At 53.1% G+C, this 17,022-nt stretch carries 8 protein-coding genes and 1 pseudogene; 1 reads left to right on the forward strand and 8 read right to left on the reverse strand.

Annotated elements, in window-relative coordinates:
- From CKW31_RS00515 to CKW31_RS00550, 8 genes and pseudogenes are all read right to left on the reverse strand, one after another.
- Positions 1-1,023: pseudogene (locus tag CKW31_RS00515) on the reverse strand (hypothetical protein); the annotation flags it as partial.
- Between the two features lie 647 nt (positions 1,024-1,670).
- Positions 1,671-3,290: a hypothetical protein gene (locus CKW31_RS00520; RefSeq protein ID WP_141230100.1), complete on the reverse strand. Its 1,620-nt coding sequence runs from the start codon at positions 3,288-3,290 to the stop codon at positions 1,671-1,673.
- A 482-nt stretch (positions 3,291-3,772) separates the two neighbouring features.
- Positions 3,773-5,359, reverse strand: coding sequence for an Ig-like domain repeat protein (locus CKW31_RS00525; protein ID WP_095092405.1), 1,587 nt, complete (start codon positions 5,357-5,359; stop codon positions 3,773-3,775).
- Between the two features lie 328 nt (positions 5,360-5,687).
- On the reverse strand, positions 5,688-6,071 hold the full coding sequence (locus CKW31_RS29420; protein ID WP_141230101.1) for a hypothetical protein: 384 nt from the start codon (positions 6,069-6,071) through the stop codon (positions 5,688-5,690).
- A 672-nt stretch (positions 6,072-6,743) separates the two neighbouring features.
- A complete protein-coding gene (locus CKW31_RS00535) occupies positions 6,744-7,715 on the reverse strand; it encodes a hypothetical protein (protein ID WP_095092407.1) in 972 nt (323 codons plus the stop codon).
- Between the two features lie 69 nt (positions 7,716-7,784).
- Complete coding sequence (locus CKW31_RS00540) at positions 7,785-8,441, reverse strand: hypothetical protein (RefSeq protein WP_095092408.1); 657 nt, start codon at positions 8,439-8,441, stop codon at positions 7,785-7,787.
- Between the two features lie 161 nt (positions 8,442-8,602).
- On the reverse strand, positions 8,603-11,311 hold the full coding sequence (locus CKW31_RS00545) for a hypothetical protein (RefSeq protein ID WP_095092409.1): 2,709 nt from the start codon (positions 11,309-11,311) through the stop codon (positions 8,603-8,605).
- A 104-nt stretch (positions 11,312-11,415) separates the two neighbouring features.
- A complete protein-coding gene (locus tag CKW31_RS00550; protein ID WP_095092410.1) occupies positions 11,416-13,374 on the reverse strand; it encodes a hypothetical protein in 1,959 nt (652 codons plus the stop codon).
- A gap of 581 nt (positions 13,375-13,955) precedes the next feature.
- Between CKW31_RS00550 and CKW31_RS00555 the strand changes: the two genes are divergently transcribed.
- Positions 13,956-16,769 carry an autotransporter outer membrane beta-barrel domain-containing protein gene (locus CKW31_RS00555; protein WP_095092411.1) on the forward strand — a complete coding sequence of 938 codons (2,814 nt, stop codon included), beginning with the start codon at positions 13,956-13,958 and terminating at the stop codon, positions 16,767-16,769.
- Positions 16,770-17,022: the final 253 nt, after the last annotated feature.

Genomic DNA, 17,022 nt, shown 5'->3' on the forward strand with positions numbered 1-17,022 from the left:
CCCTTTGGAGTCTCGCACGTGGGCGATGGTCGGGGCCTCCATCGCGTTTACGGTAAAAGACCAAGCCTGCGACACCAACTGCCCCCCACTATTTTTCGCCGTAATCCGGTGTTCGGTCTCCGTCAATCCTGACAACGTTAACGTCCAGCTTCCGTCACTTTCCGACATTATAGTTTCAACAGGATAAGCGCCGTCAGATACATCCAGAGTCACGCCAGAACCCGCGATGCCAGATATCGTCAGCATGTTGTCAGGGGTTTCACCGCCATCGGGGACATCGCCGCTGGCACCGGTCACTTTCAAGATAATCGGTTGAATTTCTGTATCCACTGCCTCGACAGTGAGATTGAGCGCCATAGAAGGCTGCGTAGCGCCTGAGCGAATGACCGTGTAAATAACTTCAATAGTCTTGCCTGAGGCATCTACAACGGCTTCGCGCGGCACCAGAAAATCTACCGCCCCGCTTGGGTTACCCGGCTTGGGAGCCACCAGATCACTCCGGCCATCCCAGGATAAAAGAATGAGATCAGTGTCGAGCATCGCGTACGACACACGCACCGTTGCTCCGTTAACGGCGTCGTTAGGGTCGAGTGTTCCGCTTGGGGCCTCTACCACAACGGGTTCCGGATAATAAAATTCTACCGTTAGATCAAGTGCAGTTGACGGTTCCGCAGCACCTGCGCGAATAACCGTGTAAATAACTTCAATTGTCTTGCCTGAGGCATCTACAACGGCTTCGCGCGGCACCAGAAAATCTACCGCCCCGCTTGGGTTACCCGGCTTGGGAACCACCAGATCACTCCGGCCATCCCAGGATAAAAGAATGAGATCAGTGTCGAGCATCGCGTACGACACACGCACCGTTGCCCCGTTAACGGCGTCGTTAGGGTTGAGTGTTCCGCTTGGGGCTTCAACAACTGTGGGTTGTGGATAATTTGCGTTCATTTGATTCACCTTCCTTGCATGAATTAAAAACATCCCTATCAAAATCGAAATTAAATTTGTGTAATTGAAATGATTCACGGAGGAAGCGAGCCTTACAAATTTGTAGGCTGATACGCCACCTCACGAATAAATTCGCGCCTACGGGACTCATGTTTACTGCACGGCAGCGCGGTATCGACGATGCCTCAGGGGTTAGCATTGACTACCAGCGCGTTATTCACAACTGTTAGAAATAACAGTGCTCATACGTATTAGAAGCTTCAAAACCTTTTGAAATAGCGAATCACTATACTTGTAATCAGATGACTCATTGGCCACAAATACCAACTGCACGCCCTGCTCGTCTACCCCCCCAACCCTGCAAACCTGCCACTGCGCAAATGGCTGACGTATAGCGTGCTGCCGAGATTGCGTTACGGTCAGCTAACACTTGATCACAACTGCCCGACACCTGGGGTGCTGGAATGGAATACCGGCGAACTCAATGTGATGCATTGGCAGGATGCTACATTCTCTGCCTCTGCGTCGTCAGACATACTGCTCTCTTGACTGAAAACAGGTCCTGCTGCATCGCCAGGGAATTGCAGGCAAAAAGACTTCCTTCGGTAGTGGGGATGCAGAAGATCCCCGCCGTTAATAGGTCGCGCTATCGGCTAACGTCACCCTCGTATGCAGGGTGACGCCGCCGTCGGTGGCCTTTTACGCTCACACCCGGGATAGGAATGTCAGGACCATTCCAAGTTGTCTAATGCGCACCCGGTACCGTCTATGCTTTTTCGGATTATACGAAACTTACAGTAAGCACATGGACGCGAGAGCGTTAGCTCGACCGTAGTCACCATGTGCCTTATCAGAGCATGAAGTTGGATCTCTGCATCATCTGCTGCATAAAACCCGACGCTAGCATCCTCATCAAAAATATGATATGTAAAATTAAAAGTCCTTATCAACCTGCCAAATTCAAAGCGAGGATCATTACCTGAGTATACTTTAAGGGATTTTCCCGAAGGATCAACGGGAGTGCCGGCAGTCGTAATGTGTGGCTTAAGCAAACCGCCCGTCTGTGTAATCAAACACACCAAACCATTGGCAAAACTTATATTCACACCGGTAGGAAGCTCCCCGGGCCCCTGATACCCCTCAAAGTCTTCACGCCCCACCGTCACAACACTGAACGTCCGCCGTTGCGAAACCGGATTATTGGCATATCGGCCTCTCGCCGTAATGATGTAACCCTTCGCGGTCAACCCTTGCAACGTATAGGTCCAGTCGCCATTCCCATCGACCGTGACCTCACCTTTCAACTCGCCATCATCAAGTATCTCCACCCGCTGACCGGCCGCCGCCCTGCCTTCTAATATGACAATGGTGTCCAGCGTTGTACCTTCGGGCTCCACCTCGCCTTTGGAGTCTCGCACGTGGGTGATGGTCGGGTCGGTCGCCACCGCGATCCTGAAGCTACGCTCCATCGACTCCGGGTTATTGCCATAAAGCCCTTTGGCCTTGATGGTGTACGCCTTGAGTGCCAGACCTGTTAATGCAAGCGTCCAGGTCGTATCGGTTGCCGTCACAGTGCCCAGCGAGCTGCCCCCGTCGAAGATCTGCACCGATCTATCTGCAGCGGCGGCGCCGCTCAGGGTCACGCTGGTTCCAAAGGTGGTGCCATCCGGTGGAATCTCAGTACCGCCAGCATCCTTGACGCTGTCAATCGTCGGTGCCGCTGACGCGACGACAGTCAAACTTCGTATACCCGAAACCGGACTGTTGCCGTAGCGCCCGCGTACTTGAAAATTGTGGCGGTTCTCGGTCAGGCCAGTAACGGGCCGTGTCCAGATGCTACTGGCGTTGACAGGTACGTCACCGAGCAAAGCCCCGTCCTGAAAAAGCTCGACCACTTCGTTAGCGGCGGCTGTGCCGCTCAGGGTCACGGTGGTGTCGAAGGTCGTGCCGTCAGGCGCCACCTCCCCTTTGGAGTCGGTAACGGTGGTGATCTCCGGTTTTACAGCGACCTCACCCACGGTAACCACCCACTCGGGTGAATCCACTCCCGCCAGCGTGTCGCGAACGGTAAACACATGCCGCCCCAGTCCGAACGTGTCAGTTAATTCCCACGTGCCATCATCAATGGTCACCGAGGCCGTTGTTAAAAGGTCGCCGTTGTCGTAGAAGAACACCACCGAGTTGGCAGTGCCGCCTCCGGAAACCGTCAGGAGCGGGTCATCAGTGGACTCGCCGTTTGTGACCGGGGCGCCCTTGCTGTCCTTTACATTGGTGATGCTGGAGACAACACGTTGACTATTGATGGGGTATACCTGCATTACGCGAAGTAAGTTTGCTGACGACATCCTAATGTCAGGGTTGATGAATCGGGTTATAGAAAGTATTGGCGAGTAATGACGCTTCAACCACTGTCAGACATGACAGTGGTTAGATTGATTGGAAATATTCAATGGTTGCATTGGTTATTCGGCGCGATTAACACTGTTACCTGAAAGCTTTTCAAGCGCCGTGCCAGGTGCACAAGAGTTCTTTATGAACCTCATCTGTCACAACAAATATTATTTACGCCCGCGATAAATCCGTTTATCGCCAGTGCATAAGGCCTTTGCACGTCCGTTATGCCGGGAGTCGTCTAATACAAAACTCTTCAGCAGTTTCCGGACGCTCAAGGCATCAAACGATATCGCCGAAAATAAGAAGACCACATGATTGACTTCCGGGCATGCTACCTGACGATATACATACCCGCTGTGAATAGCTTGGGATTCGTATCCCCCGTGAGATCGAACTACCTTATCCGCTCATCCTTTATCAAGAACAAGCCAATTCACACATTACCCCATTTTATACGATATATATAAACCCCCCGATCCTCGGAAATTATCTCGTCGCCGATAAAAACCACAAAGTACCTACAGCGCTTCAGTAGCCGGACGTTAATCGTGCACCAAGAAGAACTGTCAATTTTCCTAGATTCTATTGGTTGATCATTTACATCAAAGAATGTGACACTGTTCGACTTTCCATGCGAGGCTTGGTACAGAATTTCAATATGACTGGCGGCTCCGGTTAGATCGAACCTGATAGAGATAGGTGTCCCTGTTGCTAACGCCGGGTGGTTGACTATTTCCACTGGCCATCTAATGACATCTGAAGTAGTGAACACCAGCCCGCTGGGAAGTCTTATAGGTGTACTTCCAGGGTAAACACCGAGGGGGACACCGGCAAATTCTTCGAGGCCCTCCCCCAACCGCTCTGCAATTTCAAAAGTTCGGGCCGCCGATTCAGGACGACTTCCATAAAGCCCCTGTGCCTTAATGTTGTATGGTTTGACAGCCATCCCCGTCAGCGACAACGTCCAGTTACCGCCGGTTGCGGTCACAGTGTCCAGTACGGTCGCGCCATCAAGAATCTGCACCTGCTCCCCTGCTGCAGCCTTACCGGTCAACGTCACGCTGGTGCTGAACGTCGTGGTGTTCGGTGGAATTTCGACCCCGGCCGCATCCTTGATGCTGTCAATCGTAGGTACCGCTGACGCGACGACAGTCAGACTTCGTATACCCGAAACCGGGTTGTTGCCGTAGAGCCCGTGTACTTGAAAATTGTGGCGATTCTCGGTCAGGCCAGTAACGGGCCGTGTCCAGATGCTACTGGCGTTGACAGGTACGTCACCGAGCGAAGCCCCGTCCTGAAAAAGCTTGACCACTTCGTTAGCGGCGGCTGTGCCGCTCAGGGTCACGGTGGTGTCAAAGGTCGTGCCGTCAGGCGCCACCTCCCCTTTGGAGTCTCGCACGTGGGCGATGGTCGGGGCCTCCATCGCGTTTACGGTAAAAGACCAAGCCTGCGACACCAACTGCCCCCCACTATTTTTCGCCGTAATCCGGTGTTCGGTCTCCGTCAATCCTGACAACGTCAACCTCCAGCTACCATCACTTTGCGCCACCACAACTTCCACTGGATAAGAGCCGTCAAATATATCCAGCGTTACGCCAGAACCCGCGATTCCAGATATTGTCAGCATGTTGTCAGGGGTTTCGCCGCCATCGGGGACATCGCCGCTGGCACCGGTCACTTTCAAGATGATCGGTTTAACTTCTGTATCGACTGCCTCAACAATTAGACTGAGGGCTATCGACGGCTGCGTAACACCTGAGCGAATGACCGTATAAATAACTTCAATAGTCTTGCCTGCCGCGTCTGTAACACCTGCGCGTGGCACCAGGAAATCTGTCGTTCCACTTGAATTCCCATACTTGGGTGCGACCAAATCAGCCCGGTCATCCCACGACAAAAAAATAAGATCGGTGTCCTCCATAACATAGGTCACTCTAACGGTCGCGCCGTTCACTGCGTTCGGATCGAGTACACCACTGGGGGCTTCAACGACAGTGGGTTGTGGATAATTTGCGTTCATATAACTCACCTTCTATAAGCAAAACATCACTATCAGAATTGGAATCAATCCCCGGTAAGAGCGAATTTATTCGCGAAGGGCCATCATTGAAAACATGCGGGCCTGACACAATGCCTCGCGAATAGATTCGCTCCTACAGGGTCCATGTCTACCGCAGAACAAAGCAGTACCGCAGATATAGAGTTACCGACAATAAACTACTTTTTTACTGCCTAAAGGACAGTATTGACCAATAGCTAATCATTGACCACTGTCAGAAATGACAGTGGTCATACGCATTAGAAGCTTCATCATCTTTTTAAATAGCGAAACCCTATATAGCATTCACTCACGGACACGCAACCTGATCCGACACTACGTATTCAAAACGGTTGACTGCGTTCGCTTCAAAATCCAGCCATAGTATGGGTACTCGCTTGCCGATGTTGGCCATTTTTTGTTGGAAAACTCTGGCGTCGGCAAGGCCACCACCTTTATGAACATCGTAGAAAAAGGCCGTGACCCAAGTGAACATTGACACATTACCGTTAATAATGACTTGGAGCATGACTTCATTCCAGCACTGCTGCCCACTGAAGTTTCTGCGAGAAGCAATCATGCTTTGCCAGTCGGTAGGATTGTCACCCCCCCATGAACATTGCTTGTAGTTGACTTGATTAACTGACGTGAAATGGGCATTCCACTGATCAGCTGTCGTCAGACCCAACTTCACACGGCAACTCCCCCATGCGCCCCAGACAGGCTGCGGGTCACTGATGCCTGAGCCTTCAAAATCACACCCCGCATGATCTCGATCCATCGTCCTCGTGGTCCACGCATCAAAGGGTTAAACACAGGTAACTGAATCCTGAGCCTGAATCCCCGGCACATAATTATTAATCGCGGCCTCAGGACTTAATACGATATATCCCGCCCGATGGTATAAATTAGTAATACCTACATCATGCCGGATCCAGGAAAATGAAACGCCTCCCCAGCGCATAGCCACCGGGCTGTAATTCCAAGGACTAAAATCCCCGTTATCCACCGTTCTCAAAAGTACTCCACTGCAAAAATAGAGGCCTCTAATCCTATCATTCCCAGGCTGCCTGCAGAAATTATCAGAATCGTTATATTCACTATTAAACCAGGCTGCCAAGCCAGGACCATCGCTTAAATTCAGCTTCACTCGTGGCACGTCATCGATCGACCTGAAAACCCTGGTTTCAGGAAAAGCAGCCTCTTGATCTTGAGTCGAGTGGCATCCCGGAGGGAGCGAACACCCTGACAGCCCGCAGATAATACTGGCAACGACTATCTTTCGAACGCTCATTGAATATCCCCTCTTCTTTCACTCCTGTTGAAAAGTACCGGTGGATTTGCACACGTTTGAAAGATAAAGCGATTACTGCGGCACCACCTGATCCGCCGGATCATAAGCAAACCGGTTGGCATCCGCCGCCAGGAAATTCAGTTTCAGAATGGGTACGACATATCCAGCGGTATTGAGTTTTCTTTGAAACGTCTGAGCAATCAACTTCCCCCCCGGCCGGCTGACGTCATAAAAGAAAGCGGCGATGTACTTTGGCAATCCTGCACCGTTATCCGCTGGATTGTTCAACATTATTTCATTCCATATGGAAGTATGGACTAGGTACTTGGCGTGCGAAGCGATCATGGCGTTCCAGCCTGCCTGGCTGTCTACGTTCCACGAGCATTGTCTCCCTCGATTTTGCGCAACGCTTTCAAAATGCGCATCCCACTGAGCGACTGTGGTTATACCTGTCTTCTCACATGACCCCCACGCATAAGCGCTGTTGTTATGTCTTTCATTGCCCTGGGGGTAAGCAACCCGCAGGGCTCTGCGACCGCAGCCCTGATGGGTCTGGTCGGGGCCCGTACCTGCATCAAATGGGTATAAGCAGATAAAGCCTGTTTCCAGCCCCGGCAGACTATCCGCGATAGCTTCCGCCTTGTTGCGTAATACAAAACCCGCTGGATGAAAGAGAGTGGTATTACGCACATCTTTACGAATCCAGGCGTAAGAAGTAGCGCCGATGGCTATAGCATTAGGGCTGCTCATCCAGGGATCGAAATTACCGTCATTGACCGTACGCACTAACACACCGCTGCAGTAGTAATGCCCCCTGGGCAGGTTGCTGCCGCGCTCCAGACAGTTATTCTGGCTCTCGTTATAATTACGATTCATTGCCGCCAGTATAACGTCCGGGGGCTGCACCGCTTTATGGGTTCTATGCTCGCCCGCAACAGCCATTTCATTGGATGAGGGCGCAGGTGGTTCAACTGAAAGAGGCTGATGAACACAGGCCACGAGCAGCAAACTGGTCAGACAAATAATAAACTTATTGGCACTCATGGCTTATGTCCTCCTCCGTGGAGACATCCATCCCTTCCAGTCAATACCTGAAGCGGCGCTGTAAACGCCTCATTCACTGGATGACGGAATCTCACTTCTTAGTAGTTGCGAAAACTTTAATCCCGCATCCCCTCGCCCGACGCTGTAATTGATGAGCACCTTTGTGCCTCTATTTTCCGTTATCCAAGCCGATGGGATGGTGAACGAAATAATGCCCCCACCCACCGGTGGATTTTTAATCTCTGTAAAGTGCTCAAAGCGGCCCTTCCAGCGTACCGCAACGGTATCATTGCTCTGACTGTCATAATTCACGCGAACAGTTCGGTAATCGCTGGTAATTGTCGGCGCCAGCAAATTGAGCCCGTGCGGCTCTACTGCCAGGACTAATGCTTTTGACGGCAGAAGCGGGCTGTGGGGATTGTCTGGATTTTCAACAACTGAATAATTGACATTGACGGACATACCGATCGAGTCAATCACTTCATCACGCGGGATGATGAAATCCATCGGGCCGATAAGCGTGACATATTTTATATCGGTGGTGTATTCCACACGCCCCACCCAACGGCCTCTAATTGAATGCCCCCGATTCATGCCTGTGTAATAGACCCGCATGATAAGGTCTGTGCCCTCTGCCATTCGATAAAAATCCAGTCTATTGGGATTACCTTGCCTGATAGCTTCTGGAACTTCTGGGGCGGTTAGATCTAACGCGTTAGTGTCCATGATAGTGATTCCCTACTATTGTGATAAAGGTGGCCGACAACTCTTTAACGGCCGGATCTGCAGGCGGCAATATAATTATCGTCGCCTGCAATAGCTATTTATCTTCGGTCAGGCACCGTGCGCCCCAACGGGAGTCGACACGTTGGATTCGGCCGGCTACATCAAGGCATTACTTTTCTCAGTAGTTGCGAGAAGATCAAACGAGCATCCCCCACACCTACGCTGTAATTAATAAGGACTTCTTTACCTCTGTTTTCAGTTACCCACGCAGCTGGGATTGTGAATTGAGTGGTACCGCCGTTACTCGGTGGATGCTGAATTGCAGTTCTGTGCTCAATCACTCCCTTCCAGCGTACAACTATGGTATGAGTCGTCAGGCTGGCGCCATAGGCGACGGACACCGTTGTATTGGCGGCATTGATGGTCGGGGCAACAAGGCTTAGCGCCTGAGGCAATATCCTCAGCGGTAAGATTTTTGACGGGAGCTGTGGCGCCCCGGTACTCAGCACAACTGTATAGCTGACGCTGACGGTTGACCCGATCGAGTCAATAACTTCGTCTCTGGGGATGATGAAATCCATAGGGCCGATAAGGGTCACCTCCTTGATGGGAGTGGTGTACCTGACCCGACCTATCCATTGCCCTCTGACGGTCTGACCTGGGTACATGCCGTCATAGTTGACGCGCATAATCAGGTCGGTATTGTCCGGCAGCCTGGAGAAATCCAGCACCTCGGGGTTACCTTGTGCACTGGCTGCTGGCACAGTGGGCCTGATGAGATTCAAGCCGGTCTGGCTGTTAATGATCGTGATCGGTTGCGGCGGTGAAATGACGACGGGATCAACTCCTCGGCCATAGCTGTAGGTCACAGTGACGGCCTTATCCAGGTTTTCCTGCGCCCAGAGAATAGGAATGTCAAACTCGATGGCTTGCGGAGGACTCCCGACCGGTCTGATGTTAGTGTCACGCTGGCGCACTCCCTGCCAGCGCACCATCACCGTATCGCTTGTCACCATGCCATAGTCGGGAACACGTACCGTCACTTTGGTCAGGTTGGCAATATCGACCACGTGCGCGGCGTCATCCTCCAGGATATCGGGCAATGGCAAGATCGCCTTGACCTGTAACGTGCGAACGGCGGATTTATCCTGCGCGCCTGCGTAACGACGCACCTCATAGCGGACAGCGACCGACCTGTGGCGATTGGACTCTACCAACGGCGGCACTATGGACCAGGAGAGGTTCTGGTTGTCGCTTGCTACGAGAAAGTCCTTGGTGGCACTGCCAGTACCCGGAGCACCTGTCCAGTAGGCAATGACTTCGTCCCGACGTTTAAGCAGGGCCGTGGCGCCGTTGATATGTACCACGGTGCGATCGTGGAGATCGGGGTCAAGAATATCCCCGGGCGCGTTTTCGACTGTTGGCTTGGGCAATAACTGAACAGTGCCCGCCACGCTGTAATCCGCAGGATCCGACGGCCTGAGGTTTCCGGTAAACAGTTTGACCTTGTAAGAGAGCGTCAGAGTGCCGTTAGGTAACGGAACCAGGTTGGCTTTAGGCACTAAAAACACATAGTCATCGTTCTCTTCGCCACGCCCGACATCGTAATCATCGGTGTAGGTATAGGCTTGGCCATTCAGCGCTTTGCCTTCCCAGGTCAGGTAGATCACATCCCCGGGACCTTTGCCCGTATAGGGCTTGATGATCACATGCGCATCGACAGCCACGTCGTCAGGGTCGATCACCGTTCCCACGGCCTCTTCCAGAATCGGCTTCAGCAAGAGAGCTGCATCACCGACGACAGCCACTGTGACGCTTCTTGAACGACGTAGCGGCCCCCCCGCGGCAGGTGCAACCTTGTAGTAGACCAGCGCGTGACCGCCTGCGATATCCACCACTGACTTGTTGGGTATGTCGAAGTACGGCCCAAAGCCAATGTTTTCAACAGGCTTGTCGGGGAGTACGGGAACGACCGGATTGCCTTCAGCGGTCTGGCCTTCCCACACAAGGGTCACGTTGTCAGTAAGGGCGATCCCCGTATATGCCGGGGTTTCGACTCTGACATCACGGGCACCGAGCTTATCCAGATCGATTTCCAGATTAGTGTCCGCGTCGACCACCCTCGGCGCTGCGGGCGCGCTGGGGTCTACTTGCACATTGGTAAAGGCGGGCAATGACAGCAATGACCAGTTACCGACCACGTCGCGAATATCGTAATTGACCTGCAGCTTTTCGCTGTCGCCAGCATCGATCAGGGTCTGCGAAAGCACTGTGACGACTTGCGGCTTACCGACCTGTGCTGCGGGCAACGGCGGTTGTTTCATTGCAAAACGGTTGCCACCCCAATAGAGGGTCAGCACATCGCCCTCAGCCATTAACAGCCAGGGAGGGACAGTGACGTCGAGATTTCGGCTGGTATCTATAAGAGGCGGAACTCCCTCAGGAGGGACGAGGTTTTCGTTGATGGTTGGAGTTGTGTTGTTTGGATCGGGATTACCTGGCACCGTGCGCTTGACCCGCACTTCACGGATCGGCGAATCGTCAGGATTGCCGCCAAGGCCGAAGCGAATACGGTAGAACACCTGAGCGGCGGGGTTATCAGGAATCTCTAAAGGTAGCGGTTTGAAGCTTATTCGCCCATTGTCGACCTGGTTTTGACTAATAGGGAAATCATCTATAACGACTCCATCCCAAAAAAGCTCGGCAAAGTCATCTTCGGCAGTACTCGTCCCAAGGATGGCCAACATGGGCACAGCTTTGGTCGGGTCTGCCAAATCAGCGTTACCCAGACCACCGCTGCCACTAATATCGATGGCGGGGATGATCAATGGGTTAAGGGCAGTTATTTCTGGTGGGGTGTTGATATCCATTTCATTCACCTATGGGTGAGTAGCCGTGACAGGCGGCGTAGATAGAATGGAGACCTGCCCCAGCCTATTTACGCAGCTGCATTAAGTTTTTCGTCGGTGCACCGTCAAGGTCGGGGGATAAGGCAATAACCGCTGGCCACAACGCTAATAATCACGAAAGCCTTGAGTGAGGAGGCTGTATATCCGTTGTCCGCAGTGTAAATGGCTGTAGCGCCCCCTTGGCAAATTGCCTTTAACTGGTTCTCGGTGATCGGAAAGTCGTAATAACGATTCGTGTTATCCGTAGCGAGCAATATATGTTCAAGGTTTACTTTTGTCCCGGGTATCTCAGTGCCACTGGGGTCGTTAAGTTCGTAGTACCCAACAAATTCAAGCTTTAATTTGTCACCCTCATCCATATTAGTAATGGGAAGAATGACTCGGATGGTGGTGCCATCTTCACCGGCTGCCTTGTTAATAATGTTGTTGGCATTTGCCTCTGTGAATACAGCCAGTGCTAACGGCGCGCCTCCCCCCGGAACATCAGCCGACGACACCACACTCACCGTGGTCGGTTTGGACGTTACGGTCACGATCTGGGAGGGGCTACCGACACCCAGATCGCGAGAAACGCTGTAGCTCACTTCAAATGATCCGGTAGGGCCTTTTTGAATAATGTCAACGCTACTGAGAGGGATAGACTGGTTGACGGCCGCATCCGTGACCACTGCATCTATTTTCAAGGTAGGCCCCCACGAAATTTTAATGGTGTCGCCCACCTCGAATATGGGAGTGGCAGTGGGGACATCCAGACCGCGGAACGGAATGGTGATCGTGCCGTCTTTGTCGAAATCTGCAGGGGGAATGGTATTCGTCTGGCCACTGCTGCTGCGTACCGTCAAAAATGGCAAATTGTCGTGCTCAGGCGTGGTGGGGTCCGGGTCAATAATACCCCCGGGCGTTGTGAGGTCCACCAACACAGAGGTATTCGGAGAGGGGCCAAACGAATCGATCCCGCGCTCTACTCGATAATTGATTACGACAGTGCCATCGCCTTCGTCGATCAATTGCTGGATATCCATTTCCACACTGATCAGCGGATCGGGAAGAGGGTTTGTAGGCCCGACAATCGCAGGTGGTGCCTCTTGCCCCCCCCAACTGATGATGACCCGGTCACCTTCCGCAGGATTGTCGTAGCCTGGAATATCCACAATTAACGGACCCTGAGCATCTGTCCAGGTCACAACGCCGTGATCGACAAACGCGGGTACAACCGGTGCCACGAAATTAGCTGGAGGCGTACCGAGTAGGGTTCGCAGCCGCACCGCTGGGGCACGTGTGAGACGTGCGTTGCCGGCTTTATCGACGACATTCCAACTGAACGACTGCCAGCCATCGACAGCGATCAGATTGGCCTTGGGCAGTTTGAACGTCAAAGACGCGCCGACAGTGGTGACCGTCTCTTTACTGCCAGGCAGTGAAACCCAGTCAGTCGGCCCGGGAACCAGCATGGGCGCAATTTCAGGCGTTGCGACATCGCCAGTGTCTTCCCCCAACCAGTCAGGAATAGTGGCTACCAACTGATCTGAGGCGTTCAAGTCTGCATCGGTCACTACACCTTCCGTTGCAAGAGTGAACACCAGTGGCCCAAGATCGCTGCCGCCTGGGGCCGTTCTGTCGATGATGAGGGTTAATGGCAAAAAGGCTTTTGCAGGGTTTTCAGCTACGCCTTCCAGCGTTGTGTAATCGAGTAGATGACGGCCTTCCCCCACGCCTGTCATTTCCGCGACAGGCAAGTACAGTGTGTAGTCCACACCGGGAACCAAATCAGGGGCCGTAATGGGGTACTTCGAGCCCGCAATGTCCGCACCGTTCCAATTCAGAATAATGGCATCCATGGTAGTGAGCGTGTCGATATGAGGAATGATGACCTCCAGATCCGCTTCGGCCACCAACTTGGGCAACGTGCCGTCTGACAATGCATCAGGTACGTTGTGTTGCGGGAGTGCTGTAATTCCCGCCAGTCGCGACGCGGACATTGAAGCGTGGTATATGACACGTGAATACTTCTGCACAGTCGACATGACTTTATCCTCCTGACAAAGATCAAGTGGTGTAACAACCCTTTTACGAGGGATGATTTCTCTCGCGGGCTAATAAGACATACGCAGTAAGTATTAGCGTCAGTTCAGTAGGCTGTCACTGTCATAAATGACAGCGACAGCCTGAAAAAACATAATTTGACGACGTGAATAAAAAATAAAACCGTGCCTCACTGATGATTTATAACGCATTTATTTGCAACAACACTGACCAAGAGACCGTAAACATCGTTTTATATTTATTCGGCATGAAAAACGGCAAACTTGCCCTTTTACGAAATATATCCCCATCGCCAAACCGCATATCGCACGCGCGGCCTTATTTCCAAAATACCAACCTGTAATTCTAACGTTACACAACCATCAACAAAGATGGTTAAAACTTGACAACATACTCATAAGCGCTCTACCTATATAGCTATACCCATATTTAGTACCCGCCCTCTGACGTCGCGACCGACCAAGCAATAAAACCTGGCGCTCCCGCATTGATATTGCCCCCCCACAAAACTGGCACATGTCCGCTGTAATGCTTTGAAGAGCCCTGAAGAGCGAGATAACTGATGAACCTTCACAGCCTGCACAAAAAACGCTGCGTCTTGCCGTCCATCGTTCTGACCATGACCTGCGCCAGTTCATTACACGCGGCGGTTCTCACACCAGGACAATCAGCAACCGTCAATGCCGGCGACCCTTCCGAAAGCTGGACACTCACTGGTGCCACGCTGACCGTAACCTCCGGGGCTAACACGCAAAATATTGCTGGCAGTGCCGCCTCGACGCTCAACATGGATGGGGCAACTACCAACTCGACAGTAAAGGGGGTGTCCTTCAGCGACAGCACAGCCAGCATCACCAATTCGACCCTTACCTCTACCGGCAGCTTTGGCCTGGAGCTGGTAACCAACAACATCACCCCGGGGACGGGAAGCACTGCTGCGGTCAGCGACACGGCTATCACCGGAGCGGACCGGGGCGTCAATGCCAGCTTCAGGAGTCAGCTGAACCTGACCAACTCACAGGTCATCGGCACAGGGTCCGGAAGTGGTGGCCCGACCGCAGGCGGCCTCGGCATGACCCTTGTGGGCGCTACGGCCAACGTGCAGGAAAGCTCGGTGACCGGTGCGAACCGGGGAGTAGTAATGGCCACTGATTCATTCGCAGGCTCCAACCTGCCGACACTCAACCTGAATCAGTCTTCGGTCGTAGGCACGAATGGCGAAGCCATTCTGGTATTAGGAAACGCTGCGATCACCACCGCTACTATCCGCGTACAAAACGGCTCAACGCTAACGGCGGGTAATGGAGTGATCCTCAATGTGGCCGCCAACGCCGTAGCTGACCTGACCGTAGAGAACAGCCAGATAACCGGCGAGGTAGTAGCCGTTGATGCTTCAGCCATAGAGGTGACATTGCTCAACAATGCCAGCCTGACAGGCAGTTTGACCAACATCAGCGCCCTGAACATGGATAACAGTACGGTGACCGGCGACGTCAATGTACCTGTCGGGAGCAATACATCAGTGGCAATGACCAACAGCTCTATTTTTAACGGGCAGTTGACTAACGTTGCGAGCCTGAACATGGATAGCAGTACATTGGCCGGAGACATCAACGTCCCCGCTGGCAGCGCTACAGCCGTCGCAATGGTCAATAACTCAACTATAAACGGCCAACTCACCAACATCGCCAGCCTGAACATGGACAACAGCAACCTGACCGGTAACGTCAGTGCGCAAGCAGGGAGCGCTACAGCGGTCACGATGGTCAACAACTCGACGCTAAACGGGCAACTGGCCAACATCGCCAGCTTGGCCATGGACGGCAGCACCATGAGCGGCGATGTGACACAAGCCAGCGGGTCGACCGCCAGCATCGTGTTGGCCAACAACTCGTTGTTTACCGGGCAACTGAACAACACAGGTTCGGTCACCATCAATGACAGCAGCATGACCGGTAACATTGTGCAGGACGCGTCTACCCCGGTAACGATCACCCTTGCCAATACGGGAGTATTGAACGGCACCATCAGCAACGCTCAAGAAATGAACATTGACAGCTCCTCGCTCTGGAACATGAACAATAGTTCCAGCGTGGGCAACCTGGCGCTCGCTGGCGGGACGGTAAACTTGCGCGGGGGCAACCCGGCGTTCAAGACACTGACGCTGGGCAGCCTTTCAGGCACCGGCAATTTCGCACTCGGTACCGAATTGGCGGCGCATCAGAGTGACTTGATCAATATCACAGGGAATGCGACCGGCAGCCATGTGCTGCAAATCCAGAACACGGGCGTTGACCCGGTTCAGGAGACTTACGCACAACAGCTTGTGCACACTGGCAGCGGCGACGCGGCGTTTGCGGTTCAGGGCGGCACTGTGGATGCAGGCGCATTTGAGTATGAACTGGAGCAACGCGGCACGGACTGGTTTCTTGTGCAGGCCCAAGATGAAGCCGGCGAGCCCATCCCGACGCCGAGTGCGCAAACCGTCGTCGCCTTGTTTAGTGCCGCGCCTACTGTGTGGTATGGCGAACTGTCCACTTTACGCAGCCGTATGGGCGAACTGCGCAATGGGCATGATAAAGGCGGTGCCTGGGCGCGGACTTACGGCAACAGATTCAATATCGCCACAGGCGATGGCGTCGATTATTCACAGAACCAGAGCGGCATTTCTCTGGGGGTCGACACTGCGCTGCCCTATTCTGACGGGCAGTGGCTGATAGGCGTAATGGCCGGTTATAGCCATTCAGACCTGAACCTGCGGCGCGGCTCGACGGGCGATGTGGACAGCTACTACGCCGGGCTGTACAGCTCCTGGTTGTCGGCGTCTGGTTATTACGTGGACGCCGTGCTCAAAGCCAACCGGTTCAGCAACACAGCTGATGCTCGCATGAGTGATGGCGAGCGGTCGGAAGGCGATTACGACACATACGGCGTCGGCGCCTCAGTGGAAGCAGGCAAGCACATCCAACTGGCTGATCGCTGGTTCGTCGAGCCTTACGTTCAGGTCTCAGCGTTGTGGGTAGAAGGCGAGGATTACCGTCTGGACAATGGTCTGGAAGCCGACAGCAATAGAGCCGATTCCTTTTTGGGCAGGATCGGGACCCACATTGGCCGTACGTTCCCGCTGGCAAAGGGCGGTTTCGTACAGCCCTACGCCAAGGTGGCAGTCACTCAGGAGTTTGCCAAAAACAATAAGGTCGATGTCAACAACAACACTTTCAATAACGACTTGTCCGGTACACGTGGCGAAGTGGGCGTAGGGGTAGTGGCACAACTGACCAACGCCATTCAGTTGCACGTCGACATTGATCACAGCAACGGTGACAACATTGAGCAACCGTGGGGTGTGAATGCCGGGTTGCGCTATTCGTGGTGAACGCCTGACACCGGCTTTAGCCGGGAAGAGGCCCGGATATTCACTGCATCTTCATCGTCAGAAATGCCGCCTTCCCGGCTAAAGCCGGTCCCACGTCAGCTTGCAGGTCAACATAGAATCTTCCACAGATAACGCAGCTGACTCGGCTTATTTCGGCTTCATACCTCTAAAGTTCCGAACAAACCCTCCCTGCACGAAGATTAGGAAGATTCCTACACGACTATCGGAATGTCCTCAGATATTTCTGTAGTCC

Source organism: Pseudomonas sp. Irchel 3A5 (assembly GCF_900187575.1).
In the GTDB taxonomy this organism is placed as follows: Bacteria; Pseudomonadota; Gammaproteobacteria; order Pseudomonadales; family Pseudomonadaceae; genus Aquipseudomonas; species Aquipseudomonas folii.